A 16295-nucleotide genomic window follows, 5' to 3' on the forward strand; every position below is an offset into this window, starting at 1 on the left:
GCATGAGCAGCTGGGTAACCGACTGGAGCACGCAGGCCGCATGCAAGACGACGGATCCGGACGAACTCTTCGTCCAGGGTGCGGCGCAGAACCGGGCGAAGGCGGTGTGCACCGGGTGCCCGGTCCGCACCGAATGCCTGGCTGACGCCCTCGACCACCGGGTCGAGTTCGGGGTGTGGGGGGGCATGACCGAGCGGGAGCGCCGGGCGCTGCTGCGGCGCCGCCCGATGGTGACCTCCTGGCGCAGGCTGCTGGAGACCGCCCGCACCGAGTACGAGCGCAGCACCGGTCTGCTGCCGCTCGATGACGAGGACGACTACGCCGCCGCGGGCTGACCCGTCGCGAGTTCCTGACCGATCGCCCGCAAGCCCTCCAGGTCGTGCACGTCGCCCGGCAGGGCGGTGACATCCACCATGGGCACCTCCGGGTGCACGGACACGAAGCGGCCGCGGGTGCGTCGTTCACGCGCGACCACCTGCATGCGTTCCGCATGGAGGCGCAGCAGTCCGGCGGCGAGCCGCTCCGTACCTCCGGTGCCAGTGCCGTCGTCTTCGTCGGTGCTGTCCGGTCGGTGCTGCCGGGAGTCAGCATTCCCGGGACCGTGATCCACAATGCGGCCGCCGGCAATATTTTCTGCGGGGGCGCCGTCCGGGTGCTGCGCGGCGCCCTCGGGGCCCTCCGCGGCGCTGTCGGCCGCCCTGTCGGCCGCGTAGTCCTCCAGCGCCTCGGCCGCCGCGAGCGCGCGCTCCGCGGTCAGCTGGTCGGCCCCGCTGCCATGCACCCGGTTCAGTACGAGCCCGGCCAGCGGCATGTCCTCGTCGGCCAGCCGCTCCACGAAATACGCCGCCTCGCGCAGCGCGTCCCGCTCCGGCGCCGCGACCACCAGGAAGGCGGTGCCCGGCGCCTGGAGCAGCCGGTAGGTGGCGTCGGCGCGGGTGCGGAAGCCGCCGAACATCGTGTCCATCGCCGCCACGAAGGTCTGCACGTCACGCAGCAGGCCGGCGCCCATCACCTTGCTCAAGGTGCCGGTCATCATCGACATCCCGATGTTCAGGAACTTCACCCCGGCCCGGCCGCCGACCTTGGCCGGAGCCATCAGCAGTTTGATGAAGCGGCCGTCGAGGAAGGACCCGAGGCGCTTGGGCGCGTCGAGGAAGTCCAGCGCGCTGCGGCTCGGCGGGGTGTCGACGATGATCAGGTCCCAGGCGTCCTGGGCGCGCAGCTGGCCCAGCTTCTCCATCGCCATGTACTCCTGGGTGCCGGCGAAACCGGCTGACAGCGATTGGTAGAAAGGGTTTTCCAGGATCGCCCTGGCCCTTTCCGGGTCGGAGTGCTGGACGACGACCTCGTCGAACGTCCGTTTCATGTCGAGCATCATCGCGTGCAGCGAGCCGCCCGCCGACCGATCGATTCCAGCCACTTCGCGCGGCGTGTTGTCCAACTCGGTCAGCCCCATGGACTGGGCGAGCCTGCGGGCCGGGTCGATGGTCAGCACCACCGCCGTACGCCCGCGCTCCGCGGCCCGTACACCGAGGGCCGCGGCCGTCGTGGTCTTGCCGACGCCGCCGGAGCCGCAGCAGACGATGATCCGGGTCTTCGGGTCGTCCAGCAGCGGGTCGATCTCCAATACGGGGCTCTTCAGGCTCATCTCACGCGTCCTCGTCGTCGGCTGCGCTGTCCGTGGCGTCGTCGTCCGCTTCGTCGTCGGCTTCGTCGTCGGCTTCGTCGTCGTCCTTCCCGCGGGCGGACGGGTCCGCGAACCCGGGCACGGCCTGCTTGCGCAGGCTGTCGGACAGCCGGTAAAGGCCGCCGAGGTCGACGCCGTCGCTGAGCAGGTCCAGCTCGCGCACCGGCAGGCCGAGCGCGGCGATCTCGGCGCGCTGCTCGCGCTCCAGGACCACCCGCTGGGCGTGCTCGTGGGCCTGCGTGAGCAGCGGGTCGACCAGCCGCTCCGCGACACCGCCGCGCCGGGCGCCGCCGAGGCCCGCCTGCGACAGCGCCTTGGCCACCGCCGTACGCCGCTTGCCGACGGCCACCGCGCTGCGGTCCGCGGCGGCCTTGGCCAGGTCGCCGTCGCCCAGCAGCACCGGGCGGACCATGTTGACGATCACCGCGCCCACCGGCAGGCCCGCGGCCCGCAGCTCGGCGACACCGTCCATCGTCTCCTGGACCGGCATCTCCTCCAGCAGCGTCACCAGGTGGATCGCGGTCTGCGGGGACTTGAGGACCCGCATCACCGACTGCGCCTGCTTGTGTATCGGGCCCATCTTGGCCAGCCCGGCGACCTCGTCGTTGACGTTGAGGAAGCGGGTGATGCGGCCGGTGGGCGGGGCGTCGAGCACGACGGCGTCGTAGACCGGCCAGCCCGCCTTGTCCTTGCGGCGGACCGCCTCGCACACCTTGCCGGTGAGCAGCACGTCGCGGATGCCCGGTGCGACGGTGGTGGCGAAGTCGATGGCGCCGAGCTTCTTCAGGGCGCGGCCTGCCCGGCCCAGCTTGTAGAACAGGTCGAGGTAGTCCAGCATCGCCAGCTCGGCGTCGATGGCGAGCGCGTGGACCTCGCCGCCGCCCGATGCGGAAGCGATCCTGCGCTCCTCGTACGGCAGTGCCTCGGTCTCGAACAGCTGGGCGATGCCCTGCCGCTCCTCGACCTCGACCAGCAGTACGCGCCGGCCCTCTGCCGCGAGGGCGAGCGCCAGCGAGGCGGCGACAGTGGTCTTACCCGTGCCGCCCTTGCCGGTCACGATGTGGAGCCTGACGGCGGATGACTGTTGAGCGCTCACCTGGCGAGCCTAACCACTGGCGGGGCGGGCCACGCCCTGGGTCCCGGCGAGGCGATAAAGTCGCGGCATGGCGAAGAAGTGGGAATACGCGACCGTGCCGCTGCTCGTGCACGCGACGAAGCAGATCCTCGACACCTGGGGCGAGGACGGCTGGGAGCTGGTCCAGGTGGTGCCCGGCCCCAACAACCCCGAGCAGCTGGTGGCTTACCTCAAGCGGGAGAAGGCGTGAGCGGGTCGGTCGCCACCCGGCTCGCCGAGCTGGGCCTGACGCTTCCGGACGTCGTCCCGCCGCTGGCGGCCTACCAGCCGGCCGTTCGGTCGGGTCCGTACGTCTACACCTCGGGCCAGCTCCCGATGGTCGACGGCAAGCTCGCCACGACCGGCAAGGTGGGCGCGTCGGTGACGCCGGACGAGGCCAAGGCGCTGGCGCGGGTCTGCGCGCTCAACGCGCTGGCCGCGGTCAAGTCGGTCGCCGGCGACCTCGACCGCATTGCGCGGGTGGTCAAGGTCGTGGGCTTCGTCGCCTCCGACCCCTCCTTCACGGGGCAGCCCGCCGTCGTCAACGGCGCGAGCGAGCTTCTCGGGGAGGTGCTCGGGGACAAGGGCGTTCACGCGCGCAGCGCTGTGGGCGTCGCGGTTCTGCCGCTCGACGCTCCCGTCGAGGTCGAGATCCAGGTCGAGCTGCTCCCCTAGCCGGGGCGGCCCCCGCCGGGGGGCGGTTCCCCTTCGGCAGGGGGCGCCCTTCAGGGGCGCGGGGAACGGCGCGACCAGCCGTCGACTGGCTGCACGTCGTCACCGGCCGTGGGGGGCTGTTCGGTCCTCCCCCAGAGCTTTGCCTGGGGGTACCCCCATCTCGCTTCGCTCGGGACCACCGGCCGGTGGCGGGCTGGTCGCGCCCACGCGGCGCCGGCCGCAGATCAGACGCAGCCCCGCGCCCCTGTCAGGCACCCTTTTCCGCAGAACGGTGAGCGTTTTTAGGGGCGCGGGGGACGGCGCGGCCAGCCGTCGACGAGGTGTACGTCGTCACCGGCCGTGGGGGGCTGTTCGGTCCTCCCCCAGAGCTTTGCCTGGGGGTACCCCCATCTCGCTTCGCTCGGGACCACCGGCCGGTGGCGGGCTGGTCGCGCCCACGCGGCGCCGGCCGCAGATCAGACGCAGCCCCGCGCCCCTGTCAGGCACCCCCTGCCGAAGGGGGCACCCCACACCCACCGCGGCCCGCGGAATGGCACCCCCGCCAAAGGGGAACCCCAAAGCCCCCGCGCCCCGCGGAACGGCGCCCCCTGCCGCAAGGGGCACCCCCTCAGCCCCCGCAGCCAGCGGATTGGCACTCCCCGCCCGAGGGGAGCCGCACACCCCCGTGCCCGGGGGCGTCCGGGCTGGGGTGCGGGGCTCGAAGCGGGGCTTCGGGGCACGTAGGCTCCGGGCATGGGGAAGATGAGCGGGGCCGCCGTGCCCGGGGGGTGGCCGGAGCGGATCCGGGCGCTGGCCCGGGGGGAGCTGGAGCCGGTGGTGCCGCGGCGGGCGGCGACGGTGATGCTGCTGCGGGACACCGGCGAAGACGGTGTCCCGGCGGTGCACATGCTGCGGCGCCGCGCGTCGATGGCTTTCGCCGCGGGGGCTTACGCCTTTCCGGGTGGCGGGGTCGACCCGCGTGACGAGCGGCCGGTCCGGTGGGCCGGGCCCGCGCTGGACGAATGGGCGGGGCTGCTGGGCGTCGGCCCGGCCGCCGCCCAGGCGGTGGTGTGCGCGGCGGTGCGGGAGACCTTCGAGGAGTCCGGGGTGCTGCTGGCCGGGCCGGACGGCGGCACCGTCGTGGCCGACACGACCGGCGAGGGCTGGGAGGCCGACCGCGCGGCCCTGGTCGGGCACGAGCTGGCCTTCGCCGACTTCCTCGACCGCCGCGGCCTGGTGCTGCGCACCGACCTGCTGCGGCCGTACGCCCGCTGGATCACCCCGGAGTTCGAGGAGCGCCGCTACGACACGTGGTTCTTCCTCGCCGCGCTGCCCGCGGGCCAGCTCACCCGGGACGTGTCGGGGGAGGCGGACCGCACCGCGTGGCTGCGGCCGGCCGACGCCGTCGCCGGCTACGAGCGCGGCGACCTGGTGATGCTGCCGCCGACCATCACCATGCTGCGCGACCTCCTGCCGTACGGCTCCGCCGCCGCGGCGCTGGCCGCCGCTGCCGGGCGCGATCTGACCCCGGTCATCGCCACGGCCACCGTGGACGCCGCGGGCGCCGTCGTCCTGACCTGGCCGGGCCATGACGAATTCACCCGCAGTGCTCCCGGGGGCGGGGCGCGATGACCGCGGAGACCGCTCCCGGGCGGCCGCGGGCCGGCGTCGGCGGGTGGGCGACCGCCCGCGCGCTGTGCGTGCTCGCGCCGAACGCCTCCCCGATGACCCTGGACGGCACCAACACCTGGATCGTCGCGGAACCCGACTCGCCGCTGGCCGTCGTCATCGACCCGGGGCCGCTCGACGAGGGCCATCTGGCCCGGGTCGTGGAGGCCGCCGAGCAGGCGGGCAAGCGGGTCGCGCTGACCCTGCTCACCCACGGCCACCCGGACCACGCCGAGGGCGCGGCCCGCTTCGCCGAGCTGACCCGTACGGCGGTCCGCGCCCTGGACCCGGCGCTGCGGCTGGGCGAGGAGGGGCTGGCCGCGGGCGACACGGTGACCACCGGCGGCCTCGACCTGCGGGTCGTCGCCACCCCCGGGCACACCGCGGACTCGCTGTCCTTCCTGCTGCCCGCCGACGGGGCGGTGCTGACCGGCGACACCGTGCTGGGCCGCGGCACCACCATGGTCGCGCACCCCGACGGCCGGCTCGGCGACTACCTGGACTCGCTGCGGCGGCTCCGGGCGCTCACCGTGGACGGCGGTGTGGACACCGTCCTGCCGGGCCACGGCCCGGTGCTCGGCGACGCCAGGGGCGCCGTCGAGTTCTATCTCGCCCACCGTGCCCACCGGCTCGCCCAGGTCGAGACCGCCGTCGAGTCCGGGCTGCGCACCCCGGCCGAGGTGGTCGCCCGCGTCTATGCCGACGTCGACCGGACACTGTGGCCCGCGGCGGAGCTCTCCGTCCGCGCCCAACTCGACTACCTGCGCGAACACGGACTCATCGAGCTGCCATGACTCTTCCTTCCGCTGTTTTCACTCCCCACTCCCGCGCCTTCGCCGCCGACCCCTACCCGGCGTACGAGGAGCTGCGCGCGGCCGGCCGCGCGCTCTACTACGAGCCGACCCGGCAGTGGCTGATCCCGCACTACGACGACGTCAACGCGCTGCTGCGGGACCGCCGTCTGGGCCGCACCTACCTGCACCGCTTCACCCACGAGGAATTCGGCCGCACCCCGCCGCCCGCCGACCTCGAACCCTTCACCGTGCTGAACAACAACGGCCTGCTCGACCTGGAGGCCCCGGCGCACTCCCGTATCCGCCGGCTGGTCGCCAAGGCCTTCACCCCGCGCACGGTGGAGGAACTGGCGCCGACCGTCGAGCGGCTGGCCGCCGAGCTGATCACCGCCTTCCACGCCGACGGCGGCGGCGACCTGCACGCCCGGGTGGCCGAGCCGCTGCCGGTGGCGGTCATCGCCGAGATGCTGGGCATACCTGCCGGCGACCGCGACCAGCTGCGGCCCTGGTCGGCGGCGATGACCGGGATGTACGAGCTGAACCCGGGCGAGGGCGCCGCCCGCGCCGCCGTGACGGCCAGCGAGGAATTCTCCGGCTATCTGCGGAAGCTGATCGCCGCGCGGCGCACCGACCCCGGCGAGGACCTGATCAGCGCGCTGATCGCGGTCCAGGACGACGGCGACGTGCTGAGCGAGCAGGAGATGGTGTCGACCTGCGTGCTGCTGCTGAACGCCGGCCACGAGGCGACCGTCAACACCACCACCCTGGGCTGGCTCGCCCTCTTCCGGAATCCCGACCAGCTGCGCGTCCTCCAGGACGAGCCGGCCAGGCTGCGGGACGGGGTGGAGGAGATGATGCGCTACGACACCCCCTTGCAGCTCTTCGAGCGCTGGGTCCTCGACGACATCGAGGTCGGCGGCACGGTGATCCCGCGCGGCTCCGAGGTCGCCCTGCTCTTCGGCTCGGCCAACCGCGACCCGGCACGCTTCGCCGAGCCCGACCGCTTCGACGTCACCCGCCCGGCCGTCGGCAACCGGCATGTCAGCCTCGGCGCGGGCATCCACTACTGCCTGGGCGCCCCGCTGGCCCGCGTCGAACTCGGCGCCTCCTTCGGCACCTTTCTGCGGCAGGCCCCCGGGATGAAGCTGCTGTCGGAGCCGCGCTGGCGGCCGAACTACGTCATCCGCGGGGTGGAGGAGCTGCTGGTCGGCTGGTGAGGCCCCCGGCCCCGACCCGGGCCCCCGACCCGGGCCTCCGGCCCCCGACCCGGGCCCCCGACCCCGCCTCCGGTCCCGACTCCGGCCTCCGAGCCCCCGGCCCCCGGGTGCCGCGTCAGTGGCGCGGCACCGTCAGCCGCCAGGCGGCCGGCTCGACCGTCCACGTCCTGGTCCGCACCGGACCGGTGATGGCCCAGTCGGCGCGGTAGCGGAAGTCCCGCCCGGAGACGGTGATCGTGCGCGCCCTGGCCCGTACGTGCGAGGTGCCTTCCGTATGCCGTACGTAGACCTCGGCGAAGCCGGCCGGGGCCGGGCGGACCGAGACCTCCTGCACCGGCTGGTCGAGGTCGGCGAGCAGCACGCCGTCCGCCTCCACCCGCAGCCGCTGCCGGGGCGGGTGGTGGTGGCTGCCCGCCGGGATCGGCGCGGTCAGGGTGCGGACCAGGGAGCGGGCGGTCTTCTCCACCGGTGTCCACCAGTGCGCCGCGGTCTGCGAGATGGGGCTGCCGCACGGGATGCTCAGCGCGCCGAGCACGATGCCGCCGCTCTCGTCCACCAGCAGGTCCAGCTCGCGGTGCACACCGTCGAGCACCGCGCGGGCCGCCGCGGGCACATCGCCCGGCACCCCCAGCGCGCGGGCCAGCGTGGAGCGCGCCCCGATCGGCACCAGCGAGACCGGCGCGTCGTGCAGGGTCCGGTCGCGGTAGAGCGAGCGGACCGTACGCAGCAGGGCCTGGTCGTCGCCGAGCACCACGGGGTGGCGGCGGCCGCGGTGGGCCAGGGCGCGCTCGGCCTCCTCGGCGGACTCGGGGAAGACGATCTTCACCGAGGGAGCCCCCGCGCACAGGACATCCCTCGCGATTCGCACGGACTCGCCGTCGGTCGCACGCGCTGCCGGATCGATGACCAGCAGCAGGGGCCACCTCCGGACGGAGTCCGGCGGAGGATGCCCAGGAGGGTGAGCCGACACCTTGGTCCTTCCTCAGGTAAAATCTCGGTGCAAGAGCCCCTTGCGCCTTTGCGTCAGGGGCTTCGTCTATTCCGGGGCAGGTTCGACGGCTCTCTGCACGTTGGACATGCCCCGCCCGGAAGGGGTGTACGCCTGTGCCCGCACTTGTGCTGCTCGGTGCTCAGTGGGGTGACGAGGGCAAGGGGAAGGCCACCGACCTGCTCGGCGGCTCCGTCGACTATGTGGTCCGCTACCAGGGCGGCAACAACGCCGGCCACACGGTGGTCGTCGGCGACCAGAAATACGCATTGCACCTCCTCCCCTCCGGCATCCTGTCACCTGGATGCACTCCGGTGATCGGCAACGGTGTCGTGGTCGACCCGGCGGTCCTGCTCTCCGAGCTGAGCGGACTCGACGAGCGCGGCGTGGACACGTCCAAACTGCTGATCAGCGGTAACGCCCATCTGATCACGCCGTATCACCAGACCATCGACAAGGTGACGGAGCGCTTCCTGGGCAACCGCAAGATCGGCACCACCGGGCGCGGGATCGGCCCGGCCTACGCCGACAAGATCAACCGGGTCGGCATCAGGGTCCAGGACCTCTTCGACGAATCGATCCTCCACCAGAAGGTCGACGCGGCGCTCCAGGACAAGAACCAGGTCCTGGTGAAGATCTTCAACCGGCGGGCGATCAGCACCGCCCAGGTCGTCGAGGAATACCTCGGCTATGCCGAGCGGCTCCGCGGCTATGTCACCGACACCGCGCTGGTGCTCAACCAGGCGCTGGACGAGGGCAAGGTCGTGCTCATGGAGGGCGGGCAGGGCACGCTCCTCGACGTCGACCACGGCACCTATCCCTTCGTCACCTCGTCCAACCCGACCTCCGGCGGGGCCTGCACCGGCAGCGGAATCGGCCCCACGAAGATCACCCGGGTGATCGGCATCCTCAAGGCGTACACAACGCGTGTGGGCTCGGGACCGTTCCCCACCGAGCTGTTCGACGAGGACGGCGAGCGACTGCGCACCGTCGGCCACGAATTCGGCGTCACCACCGGGCGCAACCGGCGCTGCGGCTGGTTCGACGCGGTCATCGCCCGCTACGCGACCCGCGTCAACGGCCTGACCGACTTCTTCCTCACCAAGCTGGACATCCTCACCGGCTGGGAGCGTATCCCGGTGTGCGTCGCCTACGAGGTCGACGGCCGCCGGGTGGAGGAGCTGCCGTACAGCCAGAGCGACTTCCACCATGCCAAGCCGATCTACGAGTACCTGCCCGGCTGGTCGGAGGACATCACCCAGGCGAAGAGCTTCGCCGACCTGCCGGCGAACGCGCAGGCCTACGTCAAGGCGCTGGAGGAGATGTCGGGAGCGCCGATCTCCGCGATCGGGGTCGGCCCCGGCCGTACCGAGACGATCGAGATCAACTCGTTCGTCTGACCCCGCGTCCGGCCTTTCGCCCGGCCTTGCGCCGCCGGACCGTCGCCGCCCATTGCCACGCACCCCGTATGCCGTGGCAATGGGCGGCGGGTACGTCGACCGCTCTCAGCCGACCTTCTCGTACGTCAGCGGCGTCTTCTCGCCGGCGACCCCGTCGCGCCGCAGGTGCATGTCATCGAGCAGGGTCAGTGTGGTCGTCGTGGTGCCCGGCTGGCACGAGGCGGCGGGCTTGCCGCTGACCACCTGCGACGGGCTCAGCTCGGCCGGCGGTCCGGTCTTCGTGACCGACATCGACCACTCGCAGCTGTAGATCGAGGCCGTGCCGTCCGTACGCGAGCCGCTCAGCTCCACCGAGCCGTCCTCGTGCACGGTCAGCGTGCGGATGTCGTGGATGCCCGGCGGGATGTCCGTCATCGACTCCCAGACACCCACGACGCCGTTCGGCGGGGCGACCGGCACCACCGGCGCGGTCGGTGTCGCGCTCGCCGACTCGGTCGGCGTGGCGGTCTTCGTCGGTGTCGCGCTCTGCGTGGTGGCCGACGGGGTGGGGCTTGCCGACGTGGCAGTGGGCGACGGCGTGGTGGACGGCGACGGCGTCGTGCTCGTGGTGGCGGCCGTGGGCGTGGGGGACGGCGGCGCCGCGCTGGTCCGGCTGCCGCCATCGGTCTCGCGGACCAGGACATATGCGGTGCCGGCGCCGGCGACCACCGCCAGCAGGGTCAGTACGGCGACGAGCACGCCGCGCCTGCCGCGCCGGGGAGCGGGTGCCTGCGGCGGCCCGCCGGGTCCTGGCGCAGCCGGCGGACCGTCGGCGCCCGGGACCGATTCCGACACCATGGTCGGCGCGGCCGCACCCGCCTGCGCGACGGCGCCGTCTCCACCCGCCGGGGCTGCCGCGGCCGCTCCGCCGGTCCTGGCCGCGGCGCCGACGGCGACATCGGTCCTGACCTCCGTCTCGACCTCGGCCTCCGCCTCCAGTTCGAGCAGCTGCACCGCGTGCCGCCCCAGTTGGGCGACGATCGCGCCGGGCAGCCACGGTTCGACCCGGCCCGCCGGGGTGTCCTTCGGCGGCTCGTCCGCCGTGTCCTTGATGAGGCCCAGCACCTGGGTCAGCGAGGGGCGCCGCTCGGGCTCCTTGACCAGGCAGGCCGTCACCAGGGCGCGCAGGCCCTCGGGCACCGCGTCCAGGTCCGGCGGCTCCTGCACTATGCGGAACATCTGGGCGTGCACGCCGCTGCTGGCCGCGCCGAAGGGCTGCAGCCCGGTGGCGGCGTAGGCGAGGATCGAGCCGAGGCAGAAGACGTCGCAGGCCGGGGTCACCCGGTCGCCGCGCACCTGCTCGGGCGACATGAAGGCGGGCGAGCCGACCATCGCCCCCGTGTGGGTGAGCGTCGCCGAACCGTCGGCGACCGTCTCCAGGGCGCGGGCGATACCGAAGTCGATCACCCGGGGCCCGTCGATCGTGATCATCACATTCGACGGTTTGAGGTCCCGGTGCACCAGACCCGCGGCATGGATGTCCGCCAGCGCGTGCGCCAGTCCGGCGGCCAGCACCGTCACCGAGCGCTCGGGCAGCGGACCGTAGTCCTTGATCACCTGCTGGAGGGAGGGGCCCGCGACATAGCCGGTCGCCACCCACGGGATCTCCGCCTCGGTGTCGGCGTCGAGCACCGGAGCGGTCCACGCGCCACCGACCCGCCGGGCCGCCCGCACCTCACGGCGGAAGCGGGTGCGGAATTCCTCCTGCGCGGCAAGCTCGGCACGTACCAGTTTCACCGCGACCGTGCGGCCGCGTTCCGAGCGGGCCAGGAAGACCCGGCCCATTCCGCCGGTGCCCAGCCTGCCGAGCAGCCGGTAGGCGCCGATCCGCTGCGGATCATCCGTTCTGAGCTGCTCCATGCCTGTCTCCCCCCGCCGCTTCACCCGGCCCCCGAACCCCAGAACGAAGAATATGCGTAGGCACGCCACCGGCCACCACGTGGTTCCCAGGCGGTGCGGCACCGTTACGCACGGTCCTTGTGCCGTCCGCGGCGGGCAGAACCAGGCCCTCTCCTCCGCCCATGCCCGGCGCGGGAGGGCGGTCGGCCCGCGCAGCCGGCGCCGCGGGCCGACCCCGCGCCGTATCGTGTGCGGCGGGTGCGCGGCGGGAAGCCACCCGCGGACGCGACGCGACAGGGAGACGGCATGCCGGAGGCGGGCGGTCCTGCCATGCCGGTACGGCGCAGCAGCCTGCGCCAGCAGATCGCCGACGCCCTGCGCGACGAGGTCCTGACCGGCAGGCTCCAGGCCGGGCGGCATTTCACCGTCAAGGAGATCGCCGAGCTCTACGGCGTCTCCGCCACCCCGGTCCGCGAGGCCCTGGTCGACCTGGCCGCCCAAGGACTGCTCGACGTCGAACAGCACCGCGGCTTCCAGGTGCGGCAGCTGACCGCGGCCGACTTCCGCTCGCTCAGCGAAGCGCGGCTCTTCATCGTCGAGGCGGCCTTCCGGCTGATGGGCGAGCGCGGCATGGGCGACCTGCCCCCCGCCGCCGTGGCCTCCGTACGCCGCCGCGCCGAGGCCGCCGCCGGCGCCGCACACGCCGGCAGCCTCGACGTCCTGGTCGGCTGCGACCTGCGCTTCTGGCGGGAGCTGACCGGCATCGGCGGCAATCCGCACATCTGCGCGTTCCTCGACCGCATCCGCACCCAGACCTGGCTCTACGCGGTGCCGCACCTGCGCGCCTTGCGCGACCCCGCCGGGGTCTGCTGGGCAGGACACGTGGACCTGGTCGACGCGGTCGCCGCCCGCGACACCGCGGCCGCCCACGCCCTCATCACCGAAGCCGACGTCCATACCCGCGCCTTGATCGAGAAGCTGGCCCCCGCACGCTCCTGACGCGACAGCCGCGGCCGATTTACCCTGGACGCCCCCGACCGGATGGAGTGTTCGTGGCCTGCGACCTGTGGCTGGTGCCGCTGGTGGATGTGCTCTGCCACAGCCCGGAAAACCCGTTCTCCGAGGAACTCGCCCGCTACGACAAGGCCCTGGGCGACGCCGGGCAGCCGCCCGTACCGATCCACGCGTATATGCCCGGCCTGTCGGGCGACGTCGGACCCGTCGCCTGCTTCGACTACGACGCCCTGCACTTCCTGCGCCGCGCCTACCTGCTCAGCCTCCAGGGACTGGAGGTCTCCCCGGTCGACGCGCTCGGCGGCGACTACGAGCAGCTGCTGGAGATGTTCGAGACCACCGCGCAGCGCTCGCACCTGGTGTGGCACTACGACCACGCCGGCGCCTATGTGCCGCTGGACTTCCCCGAGCCCGTCGTCAACGACGAACTGCTCGAAGGCGGCGGACCGCTCGGCTCCAGCCACGGGCTGCTGCGCGAGCTGGAATTCGTCGCCCCGGTGATCGGCATCGACCCCGCCAACCCGCCGCTGCCCCCGGCGCCGCCCGACCGCCACACCACCCTCGAAGAGCCCGCACTCCACCCGCCCACCGGCCTCGACGGCCCCTTCGCCCGCGAACACCACGTCTGGCTCGGCCTGCACGCGGCCGCGACCCGGTCGCTGGGCCAGGGCTCGATGATCGTCTTCAGCTGACACCCGGGCCGGCCGGCCCCGGTCGGCCCGGCTCCGTCAGTGCAGGCAGAATTCGTTGCCCTCCGGGTCCCGCATCACATACGTGTCCGGTCCGCGGTCGCGGTGCGTCTCGACCAGGCGGGCGCCCAGCGCCGTCAGCCGCTCGACCTCGGCCGGCTTGTCCTCGGGCTCGACATGGATGTCGACGTGCACCCGGTTCTTGGCGGTCTTGCCCTCCGGCACCCGCTGGAAGAAGTAGCGCGGCTCGGTGCCCGCCGGGTCGCTGATCGCCGCGACATCGCGGAAGGCCGAGTGCCCGTCGACCACGATCCGCTCCTCCGCCGTCAGCCGGCCCGCCGCCACCAGCTGGTCCACCAGCGTCGAGTGGTCCTCCACCACGGCCCCGGTGACCTGCGCCCAGAAGGCGGCCTGGGCATGCGGATCGGCACAGTCGAACGTCACTTGTGTCCTCATGACCGGCCATCATGCCAAGCCCTCACCCCCCTTGCCGCGGGTTCTCCGGCGGGCGCTGGCGTGGCATGCTCGGGCGCGTGCCGGGGTGGGGCAGGCGCGGCGCGAGATGGGCGTCCGGGCGGGTCTGCGACCAGGAGGGCGACTGGGTGCGCAGCGGGGTGCCCGCGGCCGTGCGGGACCCGAAATCCAGCATCCAGTCCGCGGTTTCCATCCGCACCAGGTCGGCGACGTCGTCGCAGAAGCGCCGCAGGATCGCAAGGCAGCGCTCCGCCGCCTCCGCGGCGGTCCCCTCGGTCGGGCCGAGGACCTCGCGCACGCTCTCCGACGCCCAGTCGAAACGCAGCTGCTCAAGGCGCCGCTCCACGCCCTGCGCCGTGCCGACGTCCCGCATCCAGCCCGCGGTGAGGCCCAGGACGCGGTCCATCGCCACGCACACCGTGGCCAGCAGCAGCGCCAGATAGCCCCACGCCACCGTGGAGCCCCCCGTGCCGGTCAGCTCGACCAGCGGCAGCGCCGCGCCCACCGCGGCGAAGACGGCCGCGCCGCCCCGCAGCGCCCGCGCCCCGCGGCGCTTCCACACCCGCTCGCGCAGATACCAGTCCGCCGTACGCAGCGCCCCGGACTCCGCCCAGCGGTAGAGCTCCTCCAGACGCTCCGCGGGCTCGCCCCAGTCGCCCAGCGGGAAGGGCAGCGCCCGCAGGTCCTCGTGCTGGTGGTGCAGCGCCCGCCGCTCAGGCTCCTCCCGAGGGGCTTCCTCGGGAAACATGTCCGGCTGGCTCACTGCACGCTCCCTCGATGGCTTCCTGCGCCCCCCGGCCTTTCCCGGCCGTGACGAAGGTCTCTTCTTAGCGCCGAACGGCTGAGCGTGGGGTGGGTAAGGCGGCATATCCGCCCGTACGGGCCGCGTGATCAGGTATAGGCCGTGGAATGCGGTCACCCGAAAGAGTGAGGGCGGCCGGTGGCCGTACGGGCCACTACCCTGGTGCGCGTGAAGGTCCTTGTCATCGGCGGCGGCGCCCGCGAGCACGCCCTGTGCCGTTCCCTGTCCCTCGACCCCGACGTGACGTCACTGCACTGCGCTCCCGGCAACGCCGGAATCGCCGAAGTGGCCGAGCTGCACCCGGTCGACGCGCTCGACGGCGCCGCGGTCGCCGAACTCGCCGCCTCGATCGGGGCGGACTTCGTCATCGTCGGCCCCGAGGCGCCGCTGGTCGCCGGAGTCGCCGACGCCGTCCGCGCGCGCGGCATCGACTGCTTCGGGCCCAGCAGGGAAGCGGCCGAGCTGGAAGGCTCCAAGGCCTTCGCCAAGGACGTCATGGCCGTGGCCGGCGTGCCGACCGCCCGCTCCTACGTCTGCACCGACGCCGACGAGATCGAGCGGGCCCTCGACGCCTTCGGCGCGCCCTACGTCGTCAAGGACGACGGGCTCGCGGCGGGCAAGGGCGTCGTCGTCACCAGCGACATCGCCGACGCGCGGGCGCACGCGCTCGCCTGCGTCGCCGCGCCCGGCAGGGTCGTCATCGAGGAATACCTCGACGGCCCCGAGGTGTCGCTCTTCGCCGTCACCGACGGCGAGACCGTCGTACCGCTGCAGCCCGCACAGGACTTCAAGCGCGCGCTCGACGGCGACGAGGGCCCCAACACCGGCGGCATGGGCGCGTATTCGCCGCTGCCGTGGGCCGACCCGAAACTCGTCGACGAGGTCGAGCGGACCGTGCTCCAGCCGACCGTCGACGAACTGCGCCGCCGCGGCACACCCTTCGCGGGCCTGCTCTACGCCGGGCTCGCCATCACCTCACGCGGGGTGCGGGTCATCGAATTCAACGCGCGCTTCGGCGACCCCGAGACCCAGGTCGTCCTGGCCCGCCTCAGGACACCGCTCGCCGGCCTGCTGCGGGCCGCCGCCACCGGCCAGCTCGCCGGCTACCCCGCGCTGCGGTGGAGCGAGGGCGCCGCCGTGACGGTGGTCATCGCCTCCTACAACTACCCCGACACCCCCCGCACCGGCGACCCCATCACCGGCCTCGACACCATCGCGGAGAACGCCGACCACGCGTACGTCCTCCACGCCGGCACCCGCCGCTCCGACGACGGCCTCATCGTCAGCGCGGGCGGCCGCGTCCTCTCGGTGACCGCCACCGGCCCCGACCTCGCGGTGGCCCGCGAGCGGGCTTACCGGGCGGTCGACTGCGTCGGGCTGGACGGCGGGCACCACCGCGGCGACATCGCTGCCGCGGCGTCGGGGGTGTAATCCGCGGCACGCGCGCGGGCGGGCGGTTTCGGTGGCGCCGCCACCGGGGCGGGTTGCGCGCGAGCGCGCTTGCCGGGCGGTCGACTGCGTCGGGCTCGGTGGCGGCTGTCGCCGCGGTGACATTGCTATGACGGCGTCCGGGGCGGTCCGCCGTGCGGGCGGGCGCTGTCGGGCCGTCGACTGCGTCGGGCTGCTTTCGGTGGCCGCCACTGGTGCGGGTTTCGCTGTTGGCCGCGGGCAGGCCCCGTCAGGCGGTCGGCTGCGGTCATCGCCGCCCGGCGTGCGGCGGGTACGCCGCCCTGCGGTGGGTGGGTGCTTTGGGTGGCCTTCACCGGGGCGGGTTTCGCGGTCCGCCGCGAGTGGGCCCTGTCGGGCGGTCGGCGGTGGCGGCCGTCGGTGCGGCGGCGCGCGATTGGCTTTGCCCGGGGCCGGGCACCTTCGTGCCCGGGGCCGGGCACCTTCGTGCCCGGGGGTGGCTCCCGCGT

Annotated in this window: 16 protein-coding genes; 10 read left to right on the forward strand and 6 right to left on the reverse strand. The window is 73.4% G+C overall.

Features of this window, described 5'->3' with window-relative positions; all coding sequences use genetic code 11:
• Positions 1 to 2: 2 nt before the first annotated feature.
• Positions 3 to 335 carry a WhiB family transcriptional regulator gene (locus OG900_22905; protein ID WUH92677.1) on the forward strand — a complete coding sequence of 111 codons (333 nt, stop codon included), beginning with the start codon at positions 3 to 5 and terminating at the stop codon, positions 333 to 335.
• Here the strand turns inward: OG900_22905 and OG900_22910 are convergent.
• The gene (locus OG900_22910; GenBank protein WUH92678.1) at positions 317 to 1648 is read right to left on the reverse strand and encodes an ArsA family ATPase; all 1332 of its coding nucleotides are present in this window, start codon (positions 1646 to 1648) and stop codon (positions 317 to 319) included. The two genes, OG900_22905 and OG900_22910, sit on opposite strands and share 19 nt — an antisense overlap.
• A 1-nt stretch (position 1649) precedes the next feature.
• Positions 1650 to 2783, reverse strand: a complete 1134-nt coding sequence (locus tag OG900_22915; GenBank protein ID WUH92679.1) for an AAA family ATPase — start codon at positions 2781 to 2783, stop codon at positions 1650 to 1652.
• Positions 2784 to 2850: 67 nt separating this feature from the next.
• Here OG900_22915 and OG900_22920 point away from each other — a divergent pair, with 67 nt between their 5' ends.
• The 5 genes from OG900_22920 (at position 2851) to OG900_22940 (ending at position 7134) form a co-directional block, all read left to right on the forward strand.
• On the forward strand, positions 2851 to 3012 hold the full coding sequence (locus tag OG900_22920) for a DUF4177 domain-containing protein (protein WUH92680.1): 162 nt from the start codon (positions 2851 to 2853) through the stop codon (positions 3010 to 3012).
• Positions 3009 to 3476, forward strand: a complete 468-nt coding sequence (locus OG900_22925; protein WUH92681.1) for a RidA family protein — start codon at positions 3009 to 3011, stop codon at positions 3474 to 3476. The genes OG900_22920 and OG900_22925 overlap by 4 nt, the downstream gene beginning before the upstream one ends.
• 732 nt (positions 3477 to 4208) lie before the next feature.
• A complete protein-coding gene (locus tag OG900_22930) occupies positions 4209 to 5087 on the forward strand; it encodes an NUDIX domain-containing protein (protein WUH92682.1) in 879 nt (292 codons plus the stop codon).
• Positions 5084 to 5917 carry an MBL fold metallo-hydrolase gene (locus OG900_22935; protein WUH92683.1) on the forward strand — a complete coding sequence of 278 codons (834 nt, stop codon included), beginning with the start codon at positions 5084 to 5086 and terminating at the stop codon, positions 5915 to 5917. The genes OG900_22930 and OG900_22935 overlap by 4 nt, the downstream gene beginning before the upstream one ends.
• Positions 5914 to 7134 carry a cytochrome P450 gene (locus OG900_22940; GenBank protein WUH92684.1) on the forward strand — a complete coding sequence of 407 codons (1221 nt, stop codon included), beginning with the start codon at positions 5914 to 5916 and terminating at the stop codon, positions 7132 to 7134. Before OG900_22935 ends, OG900_22940 begins: the two co-directional genes overlap by 4 nt.
• Before the next feature lie 115 nt (positions 7135 to 7249).
• Here OG900_22940 and OG900_22945 read toward each other — a convergent pair whose 3' ends face one another.
• Positions 7250 to 8044 carry a diacylglycerol kinase family protein gene (locus tag OG900_22945; GenBank protein ID WUH95881.1) on the reverse strand — a complete coding sequence of 265 codons (795 nt, stop codon included), beginning with the start codon at positions 8042 to 8044 and terminating at the stop codon, positions 7250 to 7252.
• Between the two features lie 194 nt (positions 8045 to 8238).
• Here OG900_22945 and OG900_22950 point away from each other — a divergent pair, with 194 nt between their 5' ends.
• Entirely contained in the window at positions 8239 to 9522 is a 1284-nt protein-coding gene (locus OG900_22950) for an adenylosuccinate synthase (GenBank protein WUH92685.1), read from the forward strand.
• 105 nt (positions 9523 to 9627) lie between these two features.
• Here the strand turns inward: OG900_22950 and OG900_22955 are convergent, their stop codons facing one another.
• Positions 9628 to 11421, reverse strand: a complete 1794-nt coding sequence (locus OG900_22955; GenBank protein ID WUH92686.1) for a serine/threonine protein kinase — start codon at positions 11419 to 11421, stop codon at positions 9628 to 9630.
• Positions 11422 to 11706: 285 nt separating this feature from the next.
• Here OG900_22955 and OG900_22960 point away from each other — a divergent pair, with 285 nt between their 5' ends.
• Positions 11707 to 12399: a GntR family transcriptional regulator gene (locus tag OG900_22960; GenBank protein ID WUH92687.1), complete on the forward strand. Its 693-nt coding sequence runs from the start codon at positions 11707 to 11709 to the stop codon at positions 12397 to 12399.
• Between the two features lie 53 nt (positions 12400 to 12452).
• Complete coding sequence (locus tag OG900_22965) at positions 12453 to 13106, forward strand: hypothetical protein (protein ID WUH92688.1); 654 nt, start codon at positions 12453 to 12455, stop codon at positions 13104 to 13106.
• A 36-nt stretch (positions 13107 to 13142) separates the two neighbouring features.
• On the opposite strand, the gene OG900_22970 is transcribed toward OG900_22965, so the two are convergent.
• Positions 13143 to 13559, reverse strand: coding sequence for a hypothetical protein (locus tag OG900_22970; protein ID WUH92689.1), 417 nt, complete (start codon positions 13557 to 13559; stop codon positions 13143 to 13145).
• Between the two features lie 22 nt (positions 13560 to 13581).
• Positions 13582 to 14340 carry an SLATT domain-containing protein gene (locus tag OG900_22975; GenBank protein WUH92690.1) on the reverse strand — a complete coding sequence of 253 codons (759 nt, stop codon included), beginning with the start codon at positions 14338 to 14340 and terminating at the stop codon, positions 13582 to 13584.
• A 207-nt stretch (positions 14341 to 14547) separates the two neighbouring features.
• Between OG900_22975 and purD the strand changes: the two genes are divergently transcribed.
• Entirely contained in the window at positions 14548 to 15810 is a 1263-nt protein-coding gene (gene purD / locus OG900_22980) for a phosphoribosylamine--glycine ligase (GenBank protein ID WUH92691.1), read from the forward strand.
• The last annotated feature ends 485 nt before the right edge of the window (positions 15811 to 16295 follow it).

The sequence above is a fragment of the Streptomyces sp. NBC_00433 genome (assembly GCA_036015235.1).
GTDB lineage: Bacteria > Actinomycetota > Actinomycetes > Streptomycetales > Streptomycetaceae > Actinacidiphila.